At 66.2% G+C, this 22,079-nt stretch carries 21 protein-coding genes; 17 read left to right on the top strand and 4 right to left on the bottom strand.

Annotated elements, in window-relative coordinates:
• The first annotated feature begins 2 nt into the window (after window positions 1–2).
• Genes AC3A6G_RS21570 through AC3A6G_RS21555 form a run of 4 tightly spaced genes read left to right on the top strand, consistent with a single transcriptional unit; the run spans window position 3 to window position 3,038 of the window.
• Window positions 3–797 (top strand): hydroxypyruvate isomerase family protein, encoded by a 795-nt coding sequence (locus tag AC3A6G_RS21570; protein ID WP_487862037.1) that lies wholly within the window; start codon window positions 3–5, stop codon window positions 795–797.
• Window positions 794–1,309: a lipocalin-like domain-containing protein gene (locus AC3A6G_RS21565; protein ID WP_487862038.1), complete on the top strand. Its 516-nt coding sequence runs from the start codon at window positions 794–796 to the stop codon at window positions 1,307–1,309. The genes AC3A6G_RS21570 and AC3A6G_RS21565 overlap by 4 nt, the downstream gene beginning before the upstream one ends.
• Window positions 1,306–2,289 carry a zinc-binding dehydrogenase gene (locus tag AC3A6G_RS21560; protein WP_487862039.1) on the top strand — a complete coding sequence of 328 codons (984 nt, stop codon included), beginning with the start codon at window positions 1,306–1,308 and terminating at the stop codon, window positions 2,287–2,289. Before AC3A6G_RS21565 ends, AC3A6G_RS21560 begins: the two co-directional genes overlap by 4 nt.
• Window positions 2,286–3,038 (top strand): SDR family oxidoreductase, encoded by a 753-nt coding sequence (locus tag AC3A6G_RS21555; RefSeq protein ID WP_487862040.1) that lies wholly within the window; start codon window positions 2,286–2,288, stop codon window positions 3,036–3,038. Before AC3A6G_RS21560 ends, AC3A6G_RS21555 begins: the two co-directional genes overlap by 4 nt.
• A gap of 80 nt (window positions 3,039–3,118) precedes the next feature.
• Here AC3A6G_RS21555 and AC3A6G_RS21550 read toward each other — a convergent pair whose 3' ends face one another.
• Both AC3A6G_RS21550 and AC3A6G_RS21545 read right to left on the bottom strand, forming a co-directional pair.
• A complete protein-coding gene (locus tag AC3A6G_RS21550) occupies window positions 3,119–3,766 on the bottom strand; it encodes a GntR family transcriptional regulator (RefSeq protein ID WP_487862041.1) in 648 nt (215 codons plus the stop codon).
• 27 nt (window positions 3,767–3,793) lie between these two features.
• A complete protein-coding gene (locus tag AC3A6G_RS21545) occupies window positions 3,794–5,449 on the bottom strand; it encodes an HAL/PAL/TAL family ammonia-lyase (protein ID WP_487865051.1) in 1,656 nt (551 codons plus the stop codon).
• 273 nt (window positions 5,450–5,722) lie between these two features.
• Between AC3A6G_RS21545 and AC3A6G_RS21540 the strand changes: the two genes are divergently transcribed.
• The 10 genes from AC3A6G_RS21540 (at window position 5,723) to AC3A6G_RS21495 (ending at window position 16,187) form a co-directional block, all read left to right on the top strand.
• Window positions 5,723–6,184: a cupin domain-containing protein gene (locus AC3A6G_RS21540; protein WP_487862043.1), complete on the top strand. Its 462-nt coding sequence runs from the start codon at window positions 5,723–5,725 to the stop codon at window positions 6,182–6,184.
• 154 nt (window positions 6,185–6,338) lie between these two features.
• Entirely contained in the window at window positions 6,339–7,607 is a 1,269-nt protein-coding gene (locus AC3A6G_RS21535; protein WP_487862044.1) for a cytochrome P450 family protein, read from the top strand.
• A 1-nt stretch (window position 7,608) separates the two neighbouring features.
• Window positions 7,609–9,033 carry an aldehyde dehydrogenase family protein gene (locus AC3A6G_RS21530; RefSeq protein ID WP_487862045.1) on the top strand — a complete coding sequence of 475 codons (1,425 nt, stop codon included), beginning with the start codon at window positions 7,609–7,611 and terminating at the stop codon, window positions 9,031–9,033.
• A 5-nt stretch (window positions 9,034–9,038) separates the two neighbouring features.
• Window positions 9,039–10,136: an alcohol dehydrogenase catalytic domain-containing protein gene (locus AC3A6G_RS21525; protein WP_487862046.1), complete on the top strand. Its 1,098-nt coding sequence runs from the start codon at window positions 9,039–9,041 to the stop codon at window positions 10,134–10,136.
• A 42-nt stretch (window positions 10,137–10,178) separates the two neighbouring features.
• The gene (locus AC3A6G_RS21520; RefSeq protein WP_487862047.1) at window positions 10,179–11,147 is read left to right on the top strand and encodes a Bug family tripartite tricarboxylate transporter substrate binding protein; all 969 of its coding nucleotides are present in this window, start codon (window positions 10,179–10,181) and stop codon (window positions 11,145–11,147) included.
• A gap of 135 nt (window positions 11,148–11,282) precedes the next feature.
• Window positions 11,283–12,200, top strand: coding sequence for an SDR family NAD(P)-dependent oxidoreductase (locus AC3A6G_RS21515; protein ID WP_487862048.1), 918 nt, complete (start codon window positions 11,283–11,285; stop codon window positions 12,198–12,200).
• Window positions 12,201–12,209: 9 nt separating this feature from the next.
• Window positions 12,210–13,073: a MaoC/PaaZ C-terminal domain-containing protein gene (locus tag AC3A6G_RS21510; RefSeq protein WP_487862049.1), complete on the top strand. Its 864-nt coding sequence runs from the start codon at window positions 12,210–12,212 to the stop codon at window positions 13,071–13,073.
• Window positions 13,070–13,486, top strand: a complete 417-nt coding sequence (locus tag AC3A6G_RS21505; RefSeq protein ID WP_487862050.1) for a Zn-ribbon domain-containing OB-fold protein — start codon at window positions 13,070–13,072, stop codon at window positions 13,484–13,486. The genes AC3A6G_RS21510 and AC3A6G_RS21505 overlap by 4 nt, the downstream gene beginning before the upstream one ends.
• Window positions 13,483–14,634, top strand: a complete 1,152-nt coding sequence (locus tag AC3A6G_RS21500; RefSeq protein WP_487874494.1) for a thiolase C-terminal domain-containing protein — start codon at window positions 13,483–13,485, stop codon at window positions 14,632–14,634. Before AC3A6G_RS21505 ends, AC3A6G_RS21500 begins: the two co-directional genes overlap by 4 nt.
• Window positions 14,635–14,636: 2 nt before the next feature.
• Window positions 14,637–16,187, top strand: coding sequence for an acyl-CoA synthetase (locus tag AC3A6G_RS21495; protein ID WP_487862052.1), 1,551 nt, complete (start codon window positions 14,637–14,639; stop codon window positions 16,185–16,187).
• Window positions 16,188–16,192: 5 nt separating this feature from the next.
• Here the strand turns inward: AC3A6G_RS21495 and AC3A6G_RS21490 are convergent, their stop codons facing one another.
• Entirely contained in the window at window positions 16,193–17,188 is a 996-nt protein-coding gene (locus AC3A6G_RS21490; RefSeq protein ID WP_487862053.1) for a Bug family tripartite tricarboxylate transporter substrate binding protein, read from the bottom strand.
• A gap of 218 nt (window positions 17,189–17,406) precedes the next feature.
• Here AC3A6G_RS21490 and AC3A6G_RS21485 point away from each other — a divergent pair, with 218 nt between their 5' ends.
• The gene (locus AC3A6G_RS21485; RefSeq protein ID WP_487862054.1) at window positions 17,407–18,228 is read left to right on the top strand and encodes a helix-turn-helix domain-containing protein; all 822 of its coding nucleotides are present in this window, start codon (window positions 17,407–17,409) and stop codon (window positions 18,226–18,228) included.
• Between the two features lie 100 nt (window positions 18,229–18,328).
• On the top strand, window positions 18,329–20,020 hold the full coding sequence (locus AC3A6G_RS21480) for a thiamine pyrophosphate-requiring protein (RefSeq protein WP_487874493.1): 1,692 nt from the start codon (window positions 18,329–18,331) through the stop codon (window positions 20,018–20,020).
• Here AC3A6G_RS21480 and AC3A6G_RS21475 read toward each other — a convergent pair.
• A complete protein-coding gene (locus tag AC3A6G_RS21475; RefSeq protein WP_487862056.1) occupies window positions 19,980–20,948 on the bottom strand; it encodes a LysR family transcriptional regulator in 969 nt (322 codons plus the stop codon). The two genes, AC3A6G_RS21480 and AC3A6G_RS21475, sit on opposite strands and share 41 nt — an antisense overlap.
• 110 nt (window positions 20,949–21,058) lie before the next feature.
• Between AC3A6G_RS21475 and AC3A6G_RS21470 the strand changes: the two genes are divergently transcribed.
• A complete protein-coding gene (locus AC3A6G_RS21470) occupies window positions 21,059–22,078 on the top strand; it encodes an MBL fold metallo-hydrolase (RefSeq protein ID WP_487862057.1) in 1,020 nt (339 codons plus the stop codon).
• Window position 22,079: the final 1 nt, after the last annotated feature.

Genomic DNA, 22,079 nt, shown 5'->3' with positions numbered 1-22,079 from the left:
GCATGATCCGGCTCGATCCCAATCTGCGCTGGCTGTACACCGAACTCCCCATGGCCGAGCGTGCCGCTGCCGCGGCGGCCGATGGATTCCGGGGCGTCGAAGTGGCGTTTCCGTACGCGATCGCGGCGCGCGACTACCGCGCTGGCCTCGAGGCGTCGGGCCTGGCGCTCGTGCAGATCCTTTCGCCGACCGACTGGGACGCGGGTGAGCGCGGACTGACGTGCCTGCCCGGCCGGGAGGACGACTTCCGCGCCACGATCCGGGCCGCCGTCGCCTACGCCGTCGAATGCGGCCGGCCATTGGTCCACGCGCCGCTGGGCAACGTGCCCGCCGGTGCCAAGCGGGCCGACTGCATCGCCGTGGCGCGCGAGAACCTGCGCTGGGCTGCCGACGTGGCTGGCGCGCACGGGCTCACGGTCCTGATCGAGGCTTGCTGCAGCGCACGAATCGCCGACTACCTGCTCCATGCCAACAGGGATGCGGTGGCCCTGATCGAATCGGTGGCGCGCAGCAACCTGAAGCTGTGCTTTGACACCTATCACGTGGCGATGGAGGGGAACGCGCTGGCGGAGGATCTCGACATCGCCTGGCCGCACGTCGGGCACGTGCAGATCGGCAACGCACCCGGGCGCCACGAGCCAGGCGAGGGTGAACTGGACCTGCAGGCCTTCCTCGGGCTGCTGGAGCGGCGCGGCTGGAGCGGCTGGGTCGGGCTGGAGTACACGCCGCGCCGCACTACCAGCGACTCGCTGGCCTGGGCGCGCGCGCTGGGCCTGCTGCCGGAGCATGTGCAATGAGCAGCGCCAAGGGGGCACCAGTGACCGAAGTGCAGGCCCTGATCGGCACCTGGCGCCTGCTGTCGTTCCGCATCCTCTACGACGACGGCGGCGTGGAGTTTCCGATGGGTGCCGATGCCGAAGGCCTGATCGTCTACACCCACGCCGGCTTCATGACCGGCGCGCTGATGCAGCGTGGCCGGCCGAAGTTTTCGGCGGTGCGCGCCTCGGTGGCCGAGCGCGGCATCGGCTCGGCCGACGAGATCGTTGCCGCCTTCAACGGCTATTTCTCGTACTTCTGCCGCTTCGAGACCGATCCGGCCCAACGCAAGCTGACGCACCGCGTCATCGGCTGCCACCTTCCGGATTGGGAAGGCCGCACGCTGGAGCGGTTCTGGCAGTTCGAGGACGCCGGCGACCGACCGCGGCTCGCGCTGCGCTCCGCGCCGCTGTCGATCAACGGCCGCCCGGCCTGCAACGAGTTGAAGTTCGTGCGCGAGCCGGACGTTCTCCCGAGCGGGGTGGGCGCATGAGGGCCGTGCTCATCGCGCGCGACGACAGCGGCGCGCCGCAGCCTCGGCTGCAGGAGGTGCCGGAAGCCGTGCCCGGTCCGCGCGAAGTGCTGGTCAGGGTGCTCGCGGCCGGCATGAACCGGGCCGACCTGTCGCTGAAGACCGGCCACTTCCGTGCCATGACGGGCAGCGGGCCGGCCGGCGTGGCCGGGCTCGAGATGGCCGGCGAGGTCGTGGGCTACGGCGCGGAGGTGCGGGCCTTCGGCCTCGGCGACAAGGTCATGGCGATGTGCAGTGGCGCGCACGCGGAGCGGGTCTGCGTGGACGAACGCCTGCTCATGCGCGTGCCCGCCGGCGTGGAGGCAATACAGGCGGCCGCCTGGCCGGCCGCGCTGATGACGGCGCATGACGCGCTCGTCAGCAACGGGCGCCTGGCGCGCGGCGACCATGTGCTCGTGCAGGCCGCGAGTTCGGTGGTCGGCATCGCCGCGGTGCAACTGGCACGGCTGCTCGGCGCCGGGCAGGTGATCGGCACCAGCACCTCGACCGACAAATGGGAGCGCCTGCGCGCGCTGGGCGTGACCCTGGCCGCGCACAGCGGCCCCGCGCTCGAGGCCGCCGTGCGGGAAGCGACGAACGGCCATGGCGTGGACGTGGTGGTCGACCACCTGGGCGCTCCCGCGCTCGCCGAGAACATGGCCTGCGCAGCGCTCGGCGCGCGCATCGTGAGCGTGGGACGCATGGGCGGCACGGCCGGGCCGGTCGACCTCGACCTGCTTTCGCTCAAGCGGCTGTCGCTGGTGGGCGTGACCTTTCGCACGCGCACCGCCGACGATGTGGCCGCGCTCATCGCGCGCATGCTCGCCGACGTGGCCCCGCTGCTGCAGGCCGGGCGCTTCAGCATGCCGATCGACAAGATGTTCGCGCTGGACGACGTGGCCCAGGCCCATGCGTGGATGAAGTCGCGCCAGCAATTCGGCAAGGTGATCCTGCAACCATGACACAAGAAGAAGACAGAACCCAGCGGATCGCCTGGATCACCGGCGCGGGCTCCGGGATCGGACGCGCCGCCGCGCTGGCCCTGGCGCAGGCCGGCCACGTCGTCGTCCTGTGCGGCCGCCGGGCCGACGCACTGCAGGCCGTGGCCCGACTGGTGGCCGTGCAGGGCGGCACGGCGCACAGCTTCGTGCTGGACGTGACGGACAGCGAGGCCGTCGCCTCCACCTTCGTGGCCATCGAACGCGACGTCGGACCCGTCGACGTGCTGGTGAACAGCGCCGGCATCAACGTCACGGCGCGGTCCTGGGCCGAGGTCGGCATCGCCGACTGGCGCCGGATCGTGGACGTGAACCTGACCGGCACCTTCCAGTGCATGCACGCCGTGCTGCCCTCGATGCGGGCCCGGCGCGAGGGCCTCGTCGTCAACGTCGCGTCGTGGGCAGGCCGACATGCATCGCCGATCGTCGGGCCGGGGTACAACGCGACCAAGCATGCGGTGGTCGCGCTGACGCACAGCTTCAACATGGAGGAAGGGCGCAACGGCTTGCGCGCCTGTGTGCTCATGCCCGGCGAGACGGACACGCCGATCCTCGACCAGCGGCCGGTGCCCGTGCCGGCGCAGGAGCGCGCCCGCATGCTGCAGGAGGACGAACTGGGCCGGACCATCGCCTTCGTCGCCGGCATGCCGGCGCGGGTCTGCGTCAACGAGATCCTGATCAGCCCAACGCACAACCGGGCTTTCGGCGCATGAGTGGCCGGGCGAAGCAGCGCAGGCAAGGGGCCATGGCCCGCCTGCACGCCACAGGAACCTCGCGCGGGCCACACAGCCTGCTACTGCTCGATGATTGCGTTGACTAGAACAGACCTCGACTCACCGATGTGCTTTTTCAGCAACTCGCCAGCGCGTGCAACCTCGCCAAACCTGACGGCAAGAAGAATTTCCACATGATCGGCACTCGAGGTCGGATCCCAGTCTTCGGCTTGGGTGGCACCAATCATGTAGCGTGTTCTCGCGACGTGGAGTTCCCTGATCGAATCGAGCAAGATCGGCATGCCGCAGGGCTCGTACAAGGCCATATGAAAGCGCCGGTTCGCCTCTTCCCAATCTCGCATGTTCTTGGCTTTTTCGCTCGCGGCGATGGCCGCTTTCGCCAGCGCAAGGCTGGCGTTGGTCATCTTCTTCATCGCCTCGGACAGCGCTAGTGGTTCCAAAGCTTGACGCATCAACGTGATTTCGACGACAGACGCGAGATCCAAAGGTGCAACCCGCACACCCTTCCTGGCGATTGCAACCAGCAGCCCCTCGGACTGAAGCTGCCGGAATGCTTCCCGCACCGGGATGTGGCTGGTGCCGAACTCCTTGGCGATCGCGTCCTGAAGGACTTTCTCGCCTGCCTTGAGCGTGCCATTGACGATCCGCTCCTTCAGGATGCGCGCGATCTTCTCGGACCACGGCAAATTCGATAGATCGTTCGACATGGGGATGAATTGCTTTCGTATTGCCGGCTACAGACCCAGCGAGCCCACTCTGGCCTCGACCGCGGCGAGTATCGAACCGTCGACGACGGCCTTCTTGAGCGAGTCCAGGTCATCATGGACCCAGCGGTCCTCGCCCAGCGTTGCCGGTACGACCGCTCGTATGGCCTTGAGCGCGGCCTGGCTACCGATCCCCAGCGAAAATTGCTTCAGGTTGCGCTCGCTCAGATCGAGGGCTTGCGCAGCCAGAAGCAGTTCGACCGTGACGACCGCTTGCGCATTCTCGACCACCGTGCGGCTTCGCCGGGCAGCGAAGCACGAGTTGCTGATGTGATCCTCGGTGTTGCCTTTTGCAGGCAAGCTGGTCGCGCTGGCAGGACTGCACAGGCCCATGTTCTCAAGAACCAGACCGGTTCCCATGCTTTGCACAGTCGGGAATCCGGAATTCACGCCAGGACGCTCCGCAATCAAATTGGCAGGCAATCCGAAGTTGCAAGCCGGATCAATCAAGCGCGCGCTGCGGCGATCGCAGATGGCACCGAGATCAGTAACGACCAGAGCGAGCAAGTCCATGGCCTGTGCGATGTACTGGCCGTGGAAATGACCCGCGGAGATGATCTCGTAAGCATCTTCTTCCGGAAAGATAAGAGGGTTGTCGGTCGCGCTGTTCATCTCCGTCTGGAGAATGCCGTCGATGTAGTCGAGAGCGTCCAGAACGGGCCCATGAACTTGCGGCGCACAGCGCAGGGAGTACGCGTCCTGAATCCTCGGCGACAGAGGCGGCTTCTGCGGCAGACCGACTGCCGACTTCTCGGCATTCGGCGTTCCCCATAGAACGATCTGCCGCGCCGGTTCCGTACAGCGCGCCGAACTCTCGATGAGCTTGCGGATGGACGCGGCCACACGCCGTTGGCCTTTGTGGGGCCGCGCCAGCATGACGCGATCCTGGAAGCACGCGACATCCGCGCGCAAAGCCTCGAGCGAAAGAGCAAGCGAGACCGTTGCAGTTGAAAGCAGAGCGCGGGCGTCATGCGCTGCAAGCACCGCGTAGGCCAGGGAAGCAGTTGCCCCGTTGATCAGCGCCGTCGCGTCCTTGGCCTGCACGTCCAGGGTCGGCGCAAGGCCCGCTCGCTCGAACGCAGCGGCCGCTGAGAGCACCTCGCCCTCGTATTCGACCTTGCTCTCGGGCATTCCCATCATCGCCCCCGCCATCAGCGCCAGCGGTGCAAGATCACCACTCGCACCGACGCTGCCTTTCGATGCGACGATCGGCGTGATGCCGTGGTTGAGCATGTCGACCAAGCGGTCGACCATCGCAAGTCGAACGCCGGAGTGATTGCTTGCAAAGGCATTCACTCGCAAGACCATCATCGCCCGAACGACCTCCTTGGGCATCAACTCACCTGTGGAAGCCGAGTGCGACCGAATCAGGTTCGTCTGGAAAGCGACAACATCCTTCGCCCCGATCCGCAGGCTCTTGAGCGAGCCAACGCCGGTATTGAAGGCATACATGAGGGGCGCCGCGTCAGTCAGCCAGTTTGTCTCTATGTACTCGCGCGCCTGGGCAAGCGCTCTCCTGCACTCTTTGTCCAACTCGAGCCGTTGGTGCTCTCGTGCGACGGCGATCAGCGACGCGGGAGTCAGGCCTTTTCCATCGAGGATGACAGGAGCATGTTCGGTGTTCATAGGCTGCCCAGTTAAAAGCATATATTATCTATGAAACTTCACGGGTTCAACCCGCGGTGACTTCGTCGCTGCAGGGGCGCGCATGTACGCGCCCGCGTGGCTGAACTGATGCCTTGCTCCGGAAGACGCCAGATGTGTCCGCACACCGAACATGCGCGGGAATCTTGAGCCCGTGCGAGGCCCCGCGGCGTACGCTGACTCAGTACTTCTTGTCCTGCCAATGCGCTCACATTGGCCGCCGAATACCGCCTGATTCAGACCCGAGGAGAAGCCGTGAACTTCCGCTACGCGATGATCGCCCTCGGTTGGTTCTCTGCTGGCAACGCTCTGGCGGATCCGCCCGCAGACGTCATGCAGATTGTCCGTGCTGCGGATATCAAATACGTTCCCAGCCGTTTCGGCCCGAACTTCCCCATCGCATTGCTGGCCGGCGATCCGACACAACCGGAGTCCTACGTCGCCCGTGTGAAGTTCCCTCCTGGCTTCATGAGCCCCCCTCACTTCCATAGGGAGACCCGATACATCCTTGTGCTCAAAGGCACCTGGTGGGTTGGCGCCGGTCCGTCGGGCAGCAAGGACGCGACCTTTCCAGTTCCCGCAGGAAGTCTCGTGGTTCGCCATGGGAACAAGATCCACTTCGATGGCGCCAAGGATGAGGAAGTGGAACTGCAGATCATCGGGATCGGCCCCAGCGTGACGACAGACGTCGATGAGATGGGGCAGCCCAAACGATAGCTGTGCAGCCACCAGAGCCTAACGGCTGTCCACGGCGCGGACAAATCCTGCGTTGCGCCTTGCGCGCGAGGATGCGCCTCTAGCATCGAGAGAGCACCAGATCTGCATCGCTTTCCGGTCCGCTCCATTTCAACGCCAACCACGCAGGCCCACCATGCACATAGCACGAGATTCCAAGGGCGAGATCGTCGAACTGCCGCCCCTTCCATCGACGCTCAATCCGTTTCCCGAGTACGCCAAGCTTGCGGACCGAGGTCCCGTGGTGCGGGTCAAGACCCCTGTGGGCACCGAGGTCTACCTGGTCACGCGGTGGGCGGAAGCGCTCCAAACAATGACCCATCCCGACGTGGCAAAGGGTTCGGAGCATCTGCACAGGGCCATCACCGCGCAGGGGCGCAGCGGGCCGGGCGCGGGCTCGCCCATCGGTGGCACGGTGCCGGGCAATCTGCTGAATTCCGATCCGCCCGACCACACGCGCCTGCGCTCGCTGGTCATGCTTGCATTCACGCCGCGGCGGCTCGAGCAGGTCAGGGACAGCGTGGAGCAGCTGGTTGATCGACTGATCGCGCAGATGAGCGGTCGTTCCGAGGTGGATCTCATCGGCGATTTCGCCTACCCGATCGGCATCACCACCATCTGCACGATCCTCGGCGTTCCAGAGGGCGACCGCACGAACTTCAGGCAATGGGCTGAGTGGGCCATGACGCCCGGCCACGCCGAACAGACGGGCTCCATCGGGCTGCTGCAGGCGTACCTTGCGAACCTCATCCAGTCGAAGAGCGATGCGGTGGCCGAAGGCTCCCAGCCCGACGAGCAGCCGGACCTGCTCAGCGCCATGATGGCTGCGCGCCATGCGTCGAATGCGCTCACGCTCCAAGAAGCCAAGAGCATGGCGTACCTGCTCCTGATCGCGGGCCACGAGACGACGGTCGGGCTGATCGGCAATGCGCTTTTGCACCTGATGCTGAATCCTGAGCAGAAGCAACTGCTCGTGCAGGACCGTTCATTGCTGAGGAATGCATTGGAGGAAACGCTGCGGTACGACGGTCCCGTGCCCTACACCACCTTCCGCGTCACCACGGCCGACGTGATGATCGGGAACTCGGTGATCCCGGAGAACAGCATCGTTCAGGTGGTCCTGGCGGCCCTCAACCGCGATCCCCTGAGGTTCGAGGAACCGGACAAGTTCGACATCCGCCGCAAGATCAAGCAGCACATGGCTTTCGGAAGCGGAATACATTTCTGCGTCGGCTCGCATCTGGCACGACTGGAAGCGCAAACCGCGGTCGGACGTTTCCTCCAGGCGTTCCCCGAGGTCGAACTCGGCTGCAGCCCGGAAGACATTCCCTGGCTGGGCACAGTGATCCGGGGAACGCGGTCGCTGCCGGTGCGCCTCGGCAGCCGCCCGCAGGTCAAAATCTGAGATGGAGCGCCGCTTCAACATCTGCGGCGGACACGATGCCGCCAGTGGAGACTGGTACGTGGTCGAGGATCCTGCGTACCTGACCCCCATCGCCCACGCGCCCGGCAGCACGAAAGCCGACGTCGACGATGCCGTCGTCTCGGCTGCGTCCGCATTGGCCGCCTGGGCGCGCGATCCTGTCGCGCGTGCCAACGCGCTCCAACGCTGCTCCGATGTGCTGGGCGCCGACCTGGAAGCTTTGGCCATCCTGCTCAGCCGGGAACAGGGCAAGCCGCTGCCGGCCGCGAGGCGCGAGCTGCAGTCCGCGCAAGCGCACTTGGCGTACTTCGCTGCGAAGGCGCCCCGGGCAAGCGAAGTGATCCTGCGCGAGGCCGGCCGGACCGTGCTGGCCGTGAGTGCGCCCGTGGGTGTCGTCGGACTCGTGGTCCCGTGGAACTTCCCGATCGTGCTGCTGACCATGAAGCTGGGGCCGGCGCTCTGGGCGGGCAACACGGTCGTCGTCAAGCCCGCGCCGACGACGCCCCTTACCACGCTTGCGATCGCGAAGCTCTTCGCCGGTTGCCTGCCGGCGGGCGTGATGAACACCGTCAGCGGTGGCGCCGAGGTCGGTGCAGCGATCGTCAGCCACCCGGGCGTTGCGAAGATCTCCTTCACCGGTTCGACCCCCACCGGAAGGACGATCATGGCGAGCGCGGCAGCGACGCTGAAGCGACTCACGCTCGAACTGGGCGGCAACGACGCGGCGATCGTGCTGGAGGACGCCGACATCGACGCATGCGCCGCACCCTTGTTCGAGCGCGCCTTCATGAATGCCGGGCAGGTGTGCTGCGCCGTGAAGCGGCTCTACGTGCATCGGCGCCTCCATGAACCGCTGGTGGAGAAGATGGCCGCGCTGGCCAATGGCTGGCGGCTCGGCCCGGGCCTGCTGGCCGATGTGCAGATGGGGCCGTTGAACAACCGCCGGCAATTCGATCATGTGAAGGCGCTGCTCTACGACGCAGTCGCCGCGGGTGGTCGAATCGTCGCAGGCGGCACGTCGCCGCTGGAGTGGCCGGGACATTTCATTCGGCCGGCCATCGTGGTCGATATGCCGCACAGCAGCCGGCTCGTCCGCGAAGAACAGTTCGGCCCCGCGCTGCCGATCCTGCCGTTCGACGACGAGGACGAAGCCGTCGCCATGGCCAACCATTCCGAGTTCGGGCTCGGGGGCTCGGTCTGGTCCTCGGACGTCGAACGGGCGGCTGCGGTGGTCGGCCGGCTCGACGCGGTGAACCTGTTCGTGAACCAGCATGCGACGCCGCCGGAGCCATCGATCCCCTTCGGCGGCATGAAGGACAGCGGTCTCGGCTACGAGTTCGGGGAATGGGGCTGCGATGAATTCCTGGTGCGCAAGCTGCTGCACCGGCCGGTGGGGGCTGTCGCATGAGAACGATGAAGGCGGCCATCCTCGAGCAGCCGGGCCAACCCCTGCGGATGGTCGACGAGGTGGAGATCGACGATCCCCGCGCGGGTGAAGTGCTGGTGCGGATCAGGCACTGCGGCGTCTGCAGCACGGACCTGGCGCTTGCGGACGGCAAGGTGGCGTACCCGATTCCCGCCGTGCTCGGCCACGAGGCCTCCGGCACCATCGCGCAGCTCGGCGCCGGCGTCGATGATCTGGCGCTGGGGCAGCGGGTCGTCGTCTCGATGAAGCCCGCGTGCGGCACCTGCTACTTCTGCCTGCGCAACCAACCCGTCCTGTGCGCCGCGGCGGAGAGCTCGCGCACATCGGGCCCGGCGGGCAGCGACGCACGGCTGTGGCTGCATGGCGTTCCGCTCACGCGGGGCCTCCGGCTGGGCGCCTTTGCCGAGTACGTCCTGGTGGAGCGCACCGGCGTGGTCCCGGTGCCCGACGCGATCCCGCTCGCCCATGCCGCGACGATGGGCTGCGCGGTGCAAACGGGCATGGGGTCGGTCGCCAACGTGGCAGCGGTTCCGCAGGACGCGACGGCAGCCGTGATCGGCCTCGGCGCCGTCGGCCTTTCGACGATCCAGGCACTTCGCGTGGCAGGCGCGCGGCTTGCCGTCGGCATGGACCGGCATGAGGGCCGCCGCCTGCATGCGACGGACTTCGGCGCGCACCACATCCTGGACAGCGCGGGCGATCCATGCCGCCGGCGCTGCCTGGACCTGACCGGCGGCATCGGGTTCGACTTCGTGTTCGACGGCGTCTGTAGCCCCGAGACCCTGGCCCTGTCCGCGGCGGTGGTCCGCAAGGGTGGAACCATCGTGATGATCGGCGTCGCGAAGCCCTCCGAGCCGGTGTCGGTCGGCGCCCTCGACATGGTGCTGCGGCAATTGCAGGTCAAGGGGTCCTACCTCGGCAACAGCCACGCGCAGCGTGATCTGCCCCGGTATTTCCGCTTGTGCTGCGAAGGCGCTCTGAACCTCGGCAAGCTCGTCACGAAGGAACGGCCCTTGCACGAAGTAAACGACGCACTGCGCGACCTGCGCAATGGCGACGGCATCCGCACGGTGCTGGCCATCTAAGGCGATCTCTTTCCAACTGCAACATTCATTAGGAGGTCCGACATGGTGAACCGGCGCGACTGGCTTCTGGCCACATCTTCAACTCTCGCCTGCGGAGCATGGGCGCAGTCCGCGGCCTTCCCGTCGAAGCCGATCCGCGTGGTCACGTCATCCGTTCCCGGCGGGCCGGCCGATGTGGCGTTGCGCCGGATCGCGCCCACGGTCTCGGAGCTGCTCAAGTACGCCGTGATCGTGGACAACCGGCCAGGCGCCAATGGCGTGATCGCTGCACAGGAAGTCATGCGGGCGCCGCACGACGGACACACCCTGCTGAATGCCACGGTCAGCCTGACAGTGAACGACGCCGTGCGGCCTTCGGAAGGCGCCCGCATCTTCCAGAACCTGCTGCCGCTCACTGATCTCTCACAGGGCCCGCTGGTGCTCCTGGTCAACCCGTCGGTACCGGCCCGGAATGGCCGCGAACTCGTCGCGTACGGCAAGGCCAGCCCCAACGCGCTGAGCTACGGTTCCGGCGGCCCGGCAAGCTTTCTCCAGATCACCGGCGAGCGCTTGAAGATCGAAACCGGGCTTGTGATGAACGAAGTCCCGTATCGCTCCCCGGGAGCGGACATCATCGATCTCATCGCCGGGCACATCCAGGTCGGCTTGACTGTGTGGGGCGCATGCGAACAGCACGTCAAGTCCGGCAAGCTCCGCGCGCTCGCCGTGGCGGCAGGTAAGCGCATCCCGATCGCACCCGAGTTGCCGACCTTCTCCGAAGCAGGCCTGGGCAGCATCGTCGCCACGGCCTGGACCGGCCTCTTCGCGCCATCCGGGATCCCGCCAGACGTGATGGGGCTTCTGAACCGCACCTTCGCCGACGCCGCGAGGCGCCCGGACTACGTGGCGTTCTATACCCGGGACGGCAGCGAAGTAGGCGGCAAGACTTCCGAACAGTTCGCCCAGTTCCTTCGCCTCGAGCAGCAGCACTTCCGTGAGGTGATCGCCAAGGCGAACATCAAGGTCGAGTAGCAGGCGGGGCATTCCGCCCCCGCCAGGGTGGCGATCTGTCCGCGGACCGAACACGTGCGCGACGCGCATCGCACCCAACGCAGATGGGGCCTACGCTTCAAATCCTTCATCTCCACGGAACCCGAACTAGATCGTATGAACAAGACCCTGGATAACAAAGTCGTCGTGGTCACCGGTGCCGGCCAGGGGATCGGCCGCGCGATTGCGACCCAAGCCGCTGCCGCCGGCGCTTGTGTGGTGGTTGCGGATATCGCGAAGGCCAACGGCGACGATGGGAGCATGGCCTCGCTTGCCGACCGTGTCGTCGAGGACATCGTCGCCGGCGGCGGGAAAGCCGTCGCATCCTGCGAGGACATCTCCGACCCCGCCGCGGCTAGCCGCATCATCGCTCGGGCGATGGACACCTATGGACGCATCGACTGCGTCGTCAACAATGCCGGCATCCTGCGAGACCGGATGTTCTTCAACATGAGCGACGCCGAATGGGATGCGGTAGTCAAGGTGCACCTCTACGGCTACTACAACGTTTCGCGTGCGGCGGCCCCCTTCTTCAAGCAGCAGAACGCCGGCTGCTACGTCCACTTCAGTTCGTCATCGGCGCTCATCGGCAACGTGGGGCAGGTGAACTATGCAGCCGCCAAGATGGGTGTGGTGGGCCTGTCGACCGGGATCGCACTGGACATGGCGCGCTTCGGCGTGCGGTCCAACGTCATCGCGCCGTGGGCCTGGAGTCAGCTGCTGGAGTCGGTTCCGATCCGCGACGCCGAGCACGGCGAGCGCATGCGCAAGCAGAAGGAGACGATGAAGGCCGAGCAGATCGCCCCCTTGTCGGTGTTCCTGGCAAGCGACCTGGCCAAGGACGTGTCCGGCCAGGTCTTCGGTGCGCGAGGCAACGAGATCTATCTTTTCAGCCAGCCCCGGATCGTCCGATCGGTCCACAAGGCGGACGGATGGGATCCGCAAAGCATCGCGGCCACGATGCTGCCTTCATTCCGCAACGACTTCCTGCCGGTTCAATCGCATCGCGATGTGGTCTGCTGGGACCCGATCTGACGCACGGCGATGCTGAACCTGGAACGAATCCGGGCCCTGCCGCCGTTGCAGGTTCCCGTTGCGTATGACCGGAAGGACGTCGCGCTCTATGCGCTGAGCATCGGCATGGGGGCGCCGTCCGACGCAGAACTCGAGTACGTGTTCGATGAGAAGTTGAAGTGCACGCCGATGTTCGCCATGGTGCTTGCACACCAGTTGCCCTGGCTTCGCGATCCGGAGAACGGCATCGACGTTCGCCGGATGCTGCATGGCGAGAGCAGCCTCGAGGTCCACCATCCGCTGCCTGCGGCCTGCGCCGTCGTCGTGCACGGCCGCATCACGCAGGTCGTCGATCGCGGTCCGGGCAAGAGTGTGTCCATCTACTTCGAGCAGCGCATCCTGCGGTCGGACGGCGGCCATCACATGGCTACCGTGGGGGGATGCTTCGTCTTTCCAAGCGCGGGGGTCGAAGCCGCGGCCGGTCCCGATCGGCCAGGCAAGGCGGCATGGATTCCCGACGGCATCGCGGATGCCGAAGAGACGGTCCAGGTGCCTGTCAACGCAGCCCAGCTCTACCGGCTCAACGGGGACCGGAACACGCTGCATGTCGATCCGGAGGTGGCACATCGCGCAGGCTTCCCGAAGCCGATCCTGCATGGACTCTGCACATTGGGCTACGCGGGCGCGGCAGCGATCCGCACCGTGTGCGATGGCGATGCCGATCGGATCGCTCGCGTCCGGGCTCGCTACGCAAGCCCCATCTACCCGGGTGAGCGGCTGCGGACCCAGTTCTACCGGGCTGGACACCGGGAGTACCGCTTCCGCTGTATCGCTGAAGACCGCAACGTGACGGTGCTCGATGCCGGCGAGCTTGCCTTGCTGGAGCCGCAATGACGGATGCCAACGAACGACTGCTGCCGCGCCCCACGCCCGAGACGGCGCACTTCTGGCATGGGACGGCCCAGGGGCAGTTGCTGCTGCAGCGCTGCGCCGACTGCGGCGACGTCTACTTCCCTCCGCGCGCGTTCTGTCCGGCCTGCAACTCGCGAAACGTGAGCGTGCATCGGGCAAGCGGCGCGGCGACGCTCCTCAGCTATGTGATCAGCGCAAGGCCTGCACCCGGCATCGAGGCGCCCTACTCGGTCGCGATCGTGCGGCTCGAGGAAGGCCCCACGCTGATGTGCAATGTGATCAACTGCCCGCAGACGCCGGAGCACCTGAAGCTGGACATGCCGCTTCGCGTGGTGTTCGTCCGCCAGACGGCCGACATCACGCTGCCGCTGTTCGAACCTGCGGGCGAAGAATGACACGGGGAACGGCAATCATCGGCGCCTCCGAGACGGAGCGCCTGGGCCACATCCCCGACCAGTCCCAGATCGGACTGGCCGCCGACGCGGCGCTGCGGGCGCTGGCCGACGCCGGCATGACGGCCCGCGACGTGGACGGCATCGCGACCGCAGGAGAGTCCCCGGTCCTGCTTGCCCACTACCTGGGCGTACGTCCGGCCTGGCTTGACGGCACTGCGGTCGGCGGCTGTTCCTTCATGCTCCACGTGCGCCACGCGGCGGCCGCGATCTCCGCGGGGCTGTGCAAGACGGTGCTCATCGTCCATGCGGAAAGCGGCAAATCCAAGGTGGCGGGCAGCCCATTGCCCTGGCCTCCCCCGCCCGGTTCGCTGGCAGGCCAGTTCGAAGCGCCCTTCGGCGCGATCTCATCGTCGACCATGTTCACCGTGCCGGTCCTGCGGTACCTGAAACAGCACGGCCTCACGACCGCGGCGCTCGCGCAGGTCGTCGTCGCACAGCGCAAATGGGCGGCCCTCAACCCACGTGCGCTGCTCAAGGAGCCCATGAGCGTCGACGAGGTCCTTGCCGCGAAGGTCATCGCGTATCCGTTCACGCTGCCGATGTGTTGCCCGCTCACCGACGGCGGGGGCGCCCTGGTGCTGGTGGCGGCGCATCGGGCGGCCGACTTTTCGGGCAAGCCGGTCTATGTGTGCGGCACCGGCGAAAGCGCCGAATCCCCGATGGTCAGCCAGATGGCGGACCTCACGAGCTCCCGCGCCTTCCGCGATTCCGGCAGGGCCGCCCTAGAGAGCGCCGGCATCGCCCCCAAGGACGTTGATCACCTGATGATCTACGACGCCTTTGCCCACCTTCCGCTGTACGGCCTCGAGGACCTCGGTTTCTGCGCACCCGGCGAGGCTGCTGCATTCATCGCGCAAGGACACACGTCGCCGGGAGGCAGGCTGCCCGTCAACACCAATGGCGGCGGCCTCTGCTATACGCATTCGGGCATGTACGGCATGTTCGCGCTGCAGGAGAGCGTCCGGCAGGTGCGAGGCACCGCCCCCGCGCAGCAAGGGGTTGTGAACGTCTCCATGTGCCACGGCGTCGGGGGCATGTTCGCAACGGCCGGGACCATCGTCCTGGGCAGCCAACCAACACGAGAATAGCCGTGTACATCGGAACCCAAGCCAAGGCAGCGGCAGACAAGCCGGCAATCATTCATGCGCGGACTGGCGTCAGCATGACGTACGGGCAGCTGGACGCGGAGTCCATCCGGGTGGCGCGCCTGCTGCACGCACGCGGGCTGCGCCGGGGCGACCGCATCGCCATCTATATGGAGAACCATCTCTCCTACATGGCCCTGATCTGGGCGGCGCTGCGGTCGGGGTTTTGTGCCGTGCCGGTGAACCGCTACTTCACTGCCGAGGAACTGGCCTACGTGATCAATGACTGCGGCGCCAAGGCGGTCTTCACCACGGTCCAGCAGGCGGATGCCGCGCAGGCGCTGGGCGATCGGATCCCGGGCTGCGCGATCCGGCTCGTCGCAGGCGGATCGCTGCCGGGTTGGGACGGGTATGAGGCGGCCATCGCGGCGTTCAGCGCCTCGCCGCTGAACGAGGAGCGGATGGGCACCGTCATGTCCTACACGTCCGGCACGACCGGCAAACCCAGGGGCGTGCTGCGGCCGGCACCCGACATGCCGGCCTCCGACACATGGCCGGGCTGGGGCGAGACCGGCGCGCTCTACGGCTTCGACCACAACACTGTCTACCTCTCGCCAGCGCCTCTGTATCACGGTGCGCCGCTGCGTTTCTGCCGTGCGGTGCACATGGCGGGCGGAACAATCGTCATGATGGACAAGTTCGATGCGCAAGGCGCCCTCGCCTTGATCGAACGCTACCGGGTGACGCACTCGCAGTGGGTGCCGACGATGTTCGTCAGGATGCTGAAACTGGACCCGGAGATCCGCAGCGGGTTCGACCTTTCCTCCCATCGGGTGGCGGTGCACGCCGCGGCGCCTTGTCCGATCGACGTGAAGCGACGGATGATCGACTGGTGGGGCCCCATCGTCCACGAGTACTACGGCGGCACGGACAGCGCAGGCATCACTTCGATCAGCTGCGAGGAGTGGCTCCTGCACCCTGGCTCCGTGGGACTGGCGGACCCCGCGCGCGTGAAGGTGTGCCGGGAAGACGGATCGCCGGCCGCCGCAGGACAGGTCGGGCTGGTGTATTTCGTCGGACGGCCCGGCATGCTTCCCGAGTACCTCAACGATCCCGAGAAGACCCAGGCGGCACGGCACCCCGACCACATGAACTGGGTGACGGGCGGCGATGTCGGCGTCGTCGATGCCGATGGCTATCTCTACCTCACCGACCGGAAGGCGTTCACGATCATCTCGGGAGGAGTCAACATCTATCCCCAGGCGATCGAAGACGTGCTCATCGAGCACCCGTCGGTGGTGGACGCTGCCGTGATCGGTGTTCCGAGCGACGAGATGGGCGAGGAAGTCAAGGCCATCGTCGAGCTCTCCAAAGGGCATGCGCCCTCTGCGGCGCTGGCGGAGGACCTGATCGGGCATTGCAAGAGCCGCTTGGCCCGGTACATGGTGCCCCGGTCGGTCGAATTCGTGGACAAGCTCCCGAGGACGCCGATGGGCAAGCTCATGAAGAAGGAACTGCGGGATCCGTACTGGGCGGGGCGCAGCCTGGTTGGCTGAAGCCCCTACTCCGGCTTGAAGTCGAGCGTGCGCAAGGATTCGCGCACACGATCGATCTCTCCCGTGACGATGGACTGCAACTGCTCGGGCGTGGTCGGGCGCACCAACGAACCCCACATGGTCCGGATGCGCTCGTTCGTGTCCTTGTCGCCGAGCGCCTGGACGATGGCCTGGTTGAGCCGTGCGAGTACAGGCTCGGGCATGCCGGCGGGTCCCCAGAACCCAGTCAGCAGACTGAAGGGCCGCATGCCCGGCACGACTTCACCGATCGCGGGAATGTCCTCGAAGGGGTAGCGGCGCTCGTCCGCCAGGATCGCGATCGGCGTCAGCTTCCCTTCCTTTGCGGCACCCGCCAGGTTGCTGGTGGAGATGATGGCTCCGTTGATGTGACCCGCGATGGCGTCCACGACGGCCTGCCCCTCTTCCTTGTACGCAACGCTGACAAGCTTGACGCCCGGAATGGCCTGCTCGATCAAGATCCGGTTCAGATCGTTGATCGACGGCGAGCCCGACATGCCCAGCGTGACGGGCACCGGACTGCGCTTGGCGAACGCAACGAAGTCGGCGAAGTTCCTGATCCCGAGCCTTGGATTGACCGCGATACTGAACGCGCTCACCGTCAGCCGCGAGATCGGCGTGAAGTCCTTGACCGGATCGTAGGGCGGACTGCGCATCGTGAGCGGCCGGAACATCATTGCATTGCTGCCGACCACCAGGATCGTGTGGCCGTTCGGCGCCGAGCGCGCGACGGTCCTGGCCGCGACCATCCCTGCCGCGGCCGTCATCGGCTCCACCACGACCGGTTGGCCGCCCAGCGCCTCGCTGATCCGGGGGGCGAGCAGTCGCACGATCCCCTCGGCGCTGCCGCCGAAGCCGACGACAAGCCGGACAGGTGCGTTGGCCTCCAACGCCACGGCCGCCGTGGACCACGCCATCAGCAACGCAGTCGCGGCCTTGAACAGGCCGACCCCAAGTTTTTTTTTCGTGATGGCAGATGTCATGGTGTGCTGCGGTGCAGAGTTGGTCGTCGATACATGCTAGGAGGGATGTATCGGCATCGACCGGGGGCGTTTGAACTGTCCGCCTCACGGACAGCCCGGCCCGCACGGCGGCAAGGGATGCAGGGTTTGTCATAAGTGCCCGCCTGATAGACACTCGTCTCAGTTTGAATCAAAATCGTCCGGACACGAAAGAAACACTTTGCCCACGGAGGCATGGAATGAGTGATGCAACGATCCGAAGCTTCCTGCGCGGCCTGGAAGTACTCAAGGCACTGAACATCAGGAACTACGTCACCGCGCTCGAACTGAGCCGGGCCGCGTCCTTGCCGCGGCCGACGGTCTACCGGGTGCTCGAAACCTTGATGCAGGCCGGCTATGTCGTTCGCGACGAAGTCACCGACGTCTACAGCCTGACGGCCCAGGTGACGGATCTGTCCAGCGGCTTCGCGCCGAGCGCTCATATCCTCGAGGTTGCCAAGCCGCTGATCAAGGAGTTCAGCGATCACATCTGCTGGCCGTCATTCCTCCACGTCCGCGACGACGGTGCCATGGTGACTCGCGCCATCTTCCGCTCGCCAAGGGCGCTGGGCTATCCCAGGATTGGCAAGCGCCACCCGCTGGCATCGAGTTCCCCAGGGCGAGCCTATCTCGCCTCCATGCCGATGGAGGAGCGGCAGTGCTGGATCCGCGCTTCCCTGGACATGGGCTGCAGCCCCAACGCCGAGCGCTGGCCGTCGAACGAACTGAACAGCCTCATCCGCGACGCCGGACTGCTGGGTTGCGGCTTCCGTGAAGGCGGGCTGGTCCCGCGCACGTGCTCCATTTCCCTGCCGATCTGCGCGGGCGAGCAATGCACTATTTACTGGACCATCGTGATGATGAGCTCCGTCGTTTCGGTCAAGAAGGCCATCTCGACGTACTTGGCCGATGCCCAGCATGTGGTCAAGAGAATCGAGCAACTGGTGTCGTCGCCCATCCCTCGGGAACCGGGCTCCATAGCACCGCCGTCGACGCCGCGAGCGACGGCGACTCATCCCTAGCAAACTCATCCATACCAGCATGAATCCACCATCGAAGCCTCCAATGCCAACTGGCGCGCCGTCCCATTGTGAAATGCCGGCCGGAGAGGCGGGCGACTCCGTGGTCGCTGCCCTCGCGGCCGGCGGCGTCGACTGCCTTTTCTTCACCTCCGGATCGGAAATCGCGTTCTTCCAGGAGTCCATCGCGAAGGCTGGCGCCACCGGCAAGCCCGCGCCGCGGATGATCGTCGTCACCCATGAGCATGCGAGCCTGAACGCGGCGCTCGGCTATTCGGCTGTCACGGGGAAGGTTTCCGCCACCGCAGTGCACGTGGACGCGGGCACCTTGCACCACGGCGCGGCAATCCACACCGCGATGCGGGCCAACCTGCCCATCGTGATGACAGCGGGCTTCCCACCGACAAGCGCCACGGGCACCTCCATCGCCGCGCGAAACCAAGGCGGCCATCTCTGGCTGCAGCAAACCTACGACCAGCACTCCGTGGTCCGCCAGTACGTCAAGTGGGATCACCGGCTTGCTGCCCACGACAGCCCCGGCCTCCTGACCAGCCGAGCACTGCAGATGGCCACGGCCGAGCCGGCAGGGCCGGTCTATCTCGCGATGGCGCCGGAGGTCTCGATGGCGGCAATGCCTGCGCACAGTTTCCCGACCGTGCACGGGCTCGGGCGCGTTGTTGCCGCGGCGCCCGATCCGGACGGCATCCGTGAAGTGGCCGAGCGCCTGCTCTCGGCGCGCGCGCCCCGCTTGGTGGTATCGGGCTCCGGGCGCGATCCGCGGACGGTCCCTGAGCTCGTGGCGCTCTGCGAGCTGCTCGGCCTTCCGGTTGCGCATGCGAGTACGCGCAACTACATGAGCTTTCCGATGGCACATCCGCTGCTGCAGCTCGACGCGGACCTGTCGGACGCCGATGTCGTGGTCGTGCTCGAGGCGGAAGTGCCGTGGTTGCCGGGCCCGCGTGCGCCAAAGCGCGATTCCTGGGTGGCCGTCCTGGGGCACGACCCGGTAAAGAGCAAGATCCCGACGTACGAGTTCACCGCGAACCTGCGCCTTGCGGGCGATCCATTGCAGGCCATCCGCGCGCTACGCCGTGAAGCGCGCGACCTGATGACGCCTGACCATGCCGATCGCGCCCACGCACGCGCGAAAGAGGCGGCCCGCGCGTCGGGGGCGTATCGCGCGGGGCTCGCTGCCGAGGTGGCACGTCTCGAAGGCTCCCCGATCATCCAGCCGCTGCAGGTGACGCAGGCGCTCGCGGACATCGTCGACGACGATGCCGTGGTCTTCGACGACACGCTGCCGCACAACCGGGTCTTCGAGTTCCTGCGCTGCAGCCGGCCCGGCTCCTATTTCTTTACGCCGGGCACCAGTGGCGGATGGGCGCCCGGTGCGGCGTTCGGAGCCAAGCTCGCGCTGCCGGGGCGGGACGTCATCGCCGTGACCGGCGACGGTTTCTACATGTTCGCGACCCCGGCTGCCGCGCTGTGGTCCGCCGTCCACTATGGCGCGCCCTACCTCACCGTCGTCTACCAGAACCGGAGCTGGGCGACCGGCACGCTGCGAACTGCGAAGACGTATCCAGACGGCTTCGCGCAAAGGTCCGGCCTGGAGGGCGGTTACTTCGATCCGCCGATGGACTTCGCCCTGGAAGCCCAGGCCTGCGGCGCGTATGGCGAGAACGTGAAGGACCCCGCGCAATTGCGTCCGGCACTCCTTCGGGGCCTCGAGCAAGTGCGCGCGGGCAAGCCGGCCGTCATCTCGGTATGGCTACCTCGCCATCTGCAAGCCGATTGACTGTAGTCGAGTGATGCAGGCCTGCAGGCACGATGCGCGCCCAGGTGTCCTGCAACCGCTCGACAGCGAAGTCGACGAATTGCCGCACACGCGGCGCAAGCTGGCGGCCGTTCGGGAAGACCACATGCAAGGGCTCGGTCGGCGCCGCGAAGTCCGGCATCACGCGCAGGAGGCGCCCCGCGTCGATGTGGACGCCGACATCCCAGATCGACTTGAAGAAGATGCCGGCGCCTTCCAGTGCCAGCGACTGCGCCACGTCGCCGTCGTTCACAAGAAAGGTCCCCTGGATCCTGATGGCGAGCGGCTGCCCGTTCACGTGGAACAGCCAATGACCCGCGGGACGCGGGCCGTACGCGATGCACGCATGGCGGGACAGTTCGTCCGGTGTCGTCGGCGCGCCATGGCGTGCCACATAGGACGGCGCCGCACACAACACCCGGTGGTTCGGCGCAACCTGGCGCGCACTGAGCGACGAGTCGTGCAGCGTGCCGAAGCGAAAGGCAACGTCAATGCCGCCCTCAACCAGGTCCAGCACGTCGTCGCTCAACCTCAAGTTGACCGACAGCGCGGGATGCTTGGCCTGGAAAGCAGCAACGATGGGCGCGAGGTACTGCCGCGCAAACGTGCGCGGCGCGGTCAGCGTCAGCATGCCGCTGACGGTGTCGCGACTGCCCGCCATCAGGTGCTCCGCGCCCTGGATCTCCTGCAGGATGCGGGCGCAGCGCTCATGAAAGGCCACGCCCTCCGGCGTCAGCGACTGGCTTCGCGTGGTGCGCAGCATCAGGCGCACGCCCAGTTTTCGCTCCAATGCCCCGATCCGCTTGCTGACCACGGCCAGTGACAGGTCCATCTCGCGGGCTGCGGCCGACATGCTTCCAGTCGCGACCACGCGAACGAAGACCCTGAGGTCCAGAACATCGTCAATCATGCGTTTACTCTCAACGGAATGGATATAGATTATCCGTCATTTGATGCTTTATAAACTCTTTAGAGAATAAGAAACTGGCGGTCGTCCCTTAAACACTCAGGAATGTCTCGATGACTGCTCGTCAATTTCTCACCCCGCTGCTCGCCGCCCTGCTGATCGCAGGCGGTTCGGGGTTTATCTCGTCGGCGCATGCGCATAACGCGGCCGCGCCCCCCTCCAAACTCGACAAGAGCCAGGCGGGCTTCTATCGCCTGAAGATCGGGGGCGTCGCCGTGACTGCCCTGTCGGACGGCACGATTCCGCTGGACACGAAGATCCTGACGAACACGAAAGGCCATCCCGTCGCCAAGCTGCTGAAGGACGGCTATGTCGGAACGACGATCGACGCCTCGATCAATGCGTTCCTGATCGAAACCGCCGGCCGGCTCATCCTCGTCGACGCCGGTACCGGTGAGCTCTACGGGCCCACGCTCAACAAGTTGCCGGCCAGCCTGAGAGCCATCGGCCTGGAGCCCGCGCAGATCACCGACATTCTCCTCACGCACGTCCACACGGACCACAGCGGCGGGTTGATGGACGGCACGACTCGGGTCTTCCCGAACGCCGTGATCCACGTCGAGCGCAAGGAGGTCGACTACTGGCTGAGTGCGCAAGCGCTCGCGCAGGCGCCCGAATCGCAGAAGCAGTACTTCGAGCAAGCCAAGGCGAAGATAGGTCCTTATGTCGACGCCGGCCAAGTCAAGCCGTTCGACGGTGCCGTCGAGCTGTTTCCGGGCATCCGCTCCGTGCCGGCGCCGGGCCACACGCCCGGCCACACCTTCTATTCACTCGAGAGCGAGGGCGAGAAGATCATGTTCTGGGGCGATGTGCTGCACGTCGCCGAAGTGCAGCTGCCGGCGCCGGGCGTCACGATCCAGTACGACGTCAACCCCCAAGAGGCGGCCGCGGCGCGACGGCGCGCGTTCGCGGATGCGGCCGCGAAGGGTTATCTGGTTGCGCCGGCCCACTATTCCTTCCCCGGCGTCGGCCATCTGCGCAAAGTGACCGACGGCTACCGCTTCGTGCCGCTGCCCTATATCAACGACGCGCATCCCGGTAAGAAAGAGGCTCCGGTGCCCGTATCCAGGTGAC

Source organism: Variovorax sp. Soil_C_26, assembly GCF_057657075.1.
Note: the sequence above shows the minus strand (reverse complement) of the source record. Positions and strands in the feature narration are given on the sequence as shown.

Excerpts from the sequence above, each read along its gene's own strand:
- AC3A6G_RS21570 (WP_487862037.1), top strand. The coding sequence starts at position 3 with ATGATCCGGCTCGATCCCAATCTGCGCTGGCTGTACACCGAACTCCCC.
- AC3A6G_RS21565 (WP_487862038.1), top strand. The coding sequence starts at position 794 with ATGAGCAGCGCCAAGGGGGCACCAGTGACCGAAGTGCAGGCCCTGATC.
- AC3A6G_RS21560 (WP_487862039.1), top strand. The coding sequence starts at position 1,306 with ATGAGGGCCGTGCTCATCGCGCGCGACGACAGCGGCGCGCCGCAGCCT.
- AC3A6G_RS21555 (WP_487862040.1), top strand. The coding sequence starts at position 2,286 with ATGACACAAGAAGAAGACAGAACCCAGCGGATCGCCTGGATCACCGGC.
- AC3A6G_RS21550 (WP_487862041.1), bottom strand. The coding sequence starts at position 3,766 with ATGTCGAACGATCTATCGAATTTGCCGTGGTCCGAGAAGATCGCGCGC.
- AC3A6G_RS21545 (WP_487865051.1), bottom strand. The coding sequence starts at position 5,449 with ATGAACACCGAACATGCTCCTGTCATCCTCGATGGAAAAGGCCTGACT.
- AC3A6G_RS21535 (WP_487862044.1), top strand. The coding sequence starts at position 6,339 with ATGCACATAGCACGAGATTCCAAGGGCGAGATCGTCGAACTGCCGCCC.
- AC3A6G_RS21530 (WP_487862045.1), top strand. The coding sequence starts at position 7,609 with ATGGAGCGCCGCTTCAACATCTGCGGCGGACACGATGCCGCCAGTGGA.
- AC3A6G_RS21525 (WP_487862046.1), top strand. The coding sequence starts at position 9,039 with ATGAAGGCGGCCATCCTCGAGCAGCCGGGCCAACCCCTGCGGATGGTC.
- AC3A6G_RS21520 (WP_487862047.1), top strand. The coding sequence starts at position 10,179 with ATGGTGAACCGGCGCGACTGGCTTCTGGCCACATCTTCAACTCTCGCC.
- AC3A6G_RS21515 (WP_487862048.1), top strand. The coding sequence starts at position 11,283 with ATGAACAAGACCCTGGATAACAAAGTCGTCGTGGTCACCGGTGCCGGC.
- AC3A6G_RS21510 (WP_487862049.1), top strand. The coding sequence starts at position 12,210 with ATGCTGAACCTGGAACGAATCCGGGCCCTGCCGCCGTTGCAGGTTCCC.
- AC3A6G_RS21505 (WP_487862050.1), top strand. The coding sequence starts at position 13,070 with ATGACGGATGCCAACGAACGACTGCTGCCGCGCCCCACGCCCGAGACG.
- AC3A6G_RS21500 (WP_487874494.1), top strand. The coding sequence starts at position 13,483 with ATGACACGGGGAACGGCAATCATCGGCGCCTCCGAGACGGAGCGCCTG.
- AC3A6G_RS21490 (WP_487862053.1), bottom strand. The coding sequence starts at position 17,188 with ATGACATCTGCCATCACGAAAAAAAAACTTGGGGTCGGCCTGTTCAAG.
- AC3A6G_RS21485 (WP_487862054.1), top strand. The coding sequence starts at position 17,407 with ATGAGTGATGCAACGATCCGAAGCTTCCTGCGCGGCCTGGAAGTACTC.
- AC3A6G_RS21475 (WP_487862056.1), bottom strand. The coding sequence starts at position 20,948 with ATGATTGACGATGTTCTGGACCTCAGGGTCTTCGTTCGCGTGGTCGCG.
- AC3A6G_RS21470 (WP_487862057.1), top strand. The coding sequence starts at position 21,059 with ATGACTGCTCGTCAATTTCTCACCCCGCTGCTCGCCGCCCTGCTGATC.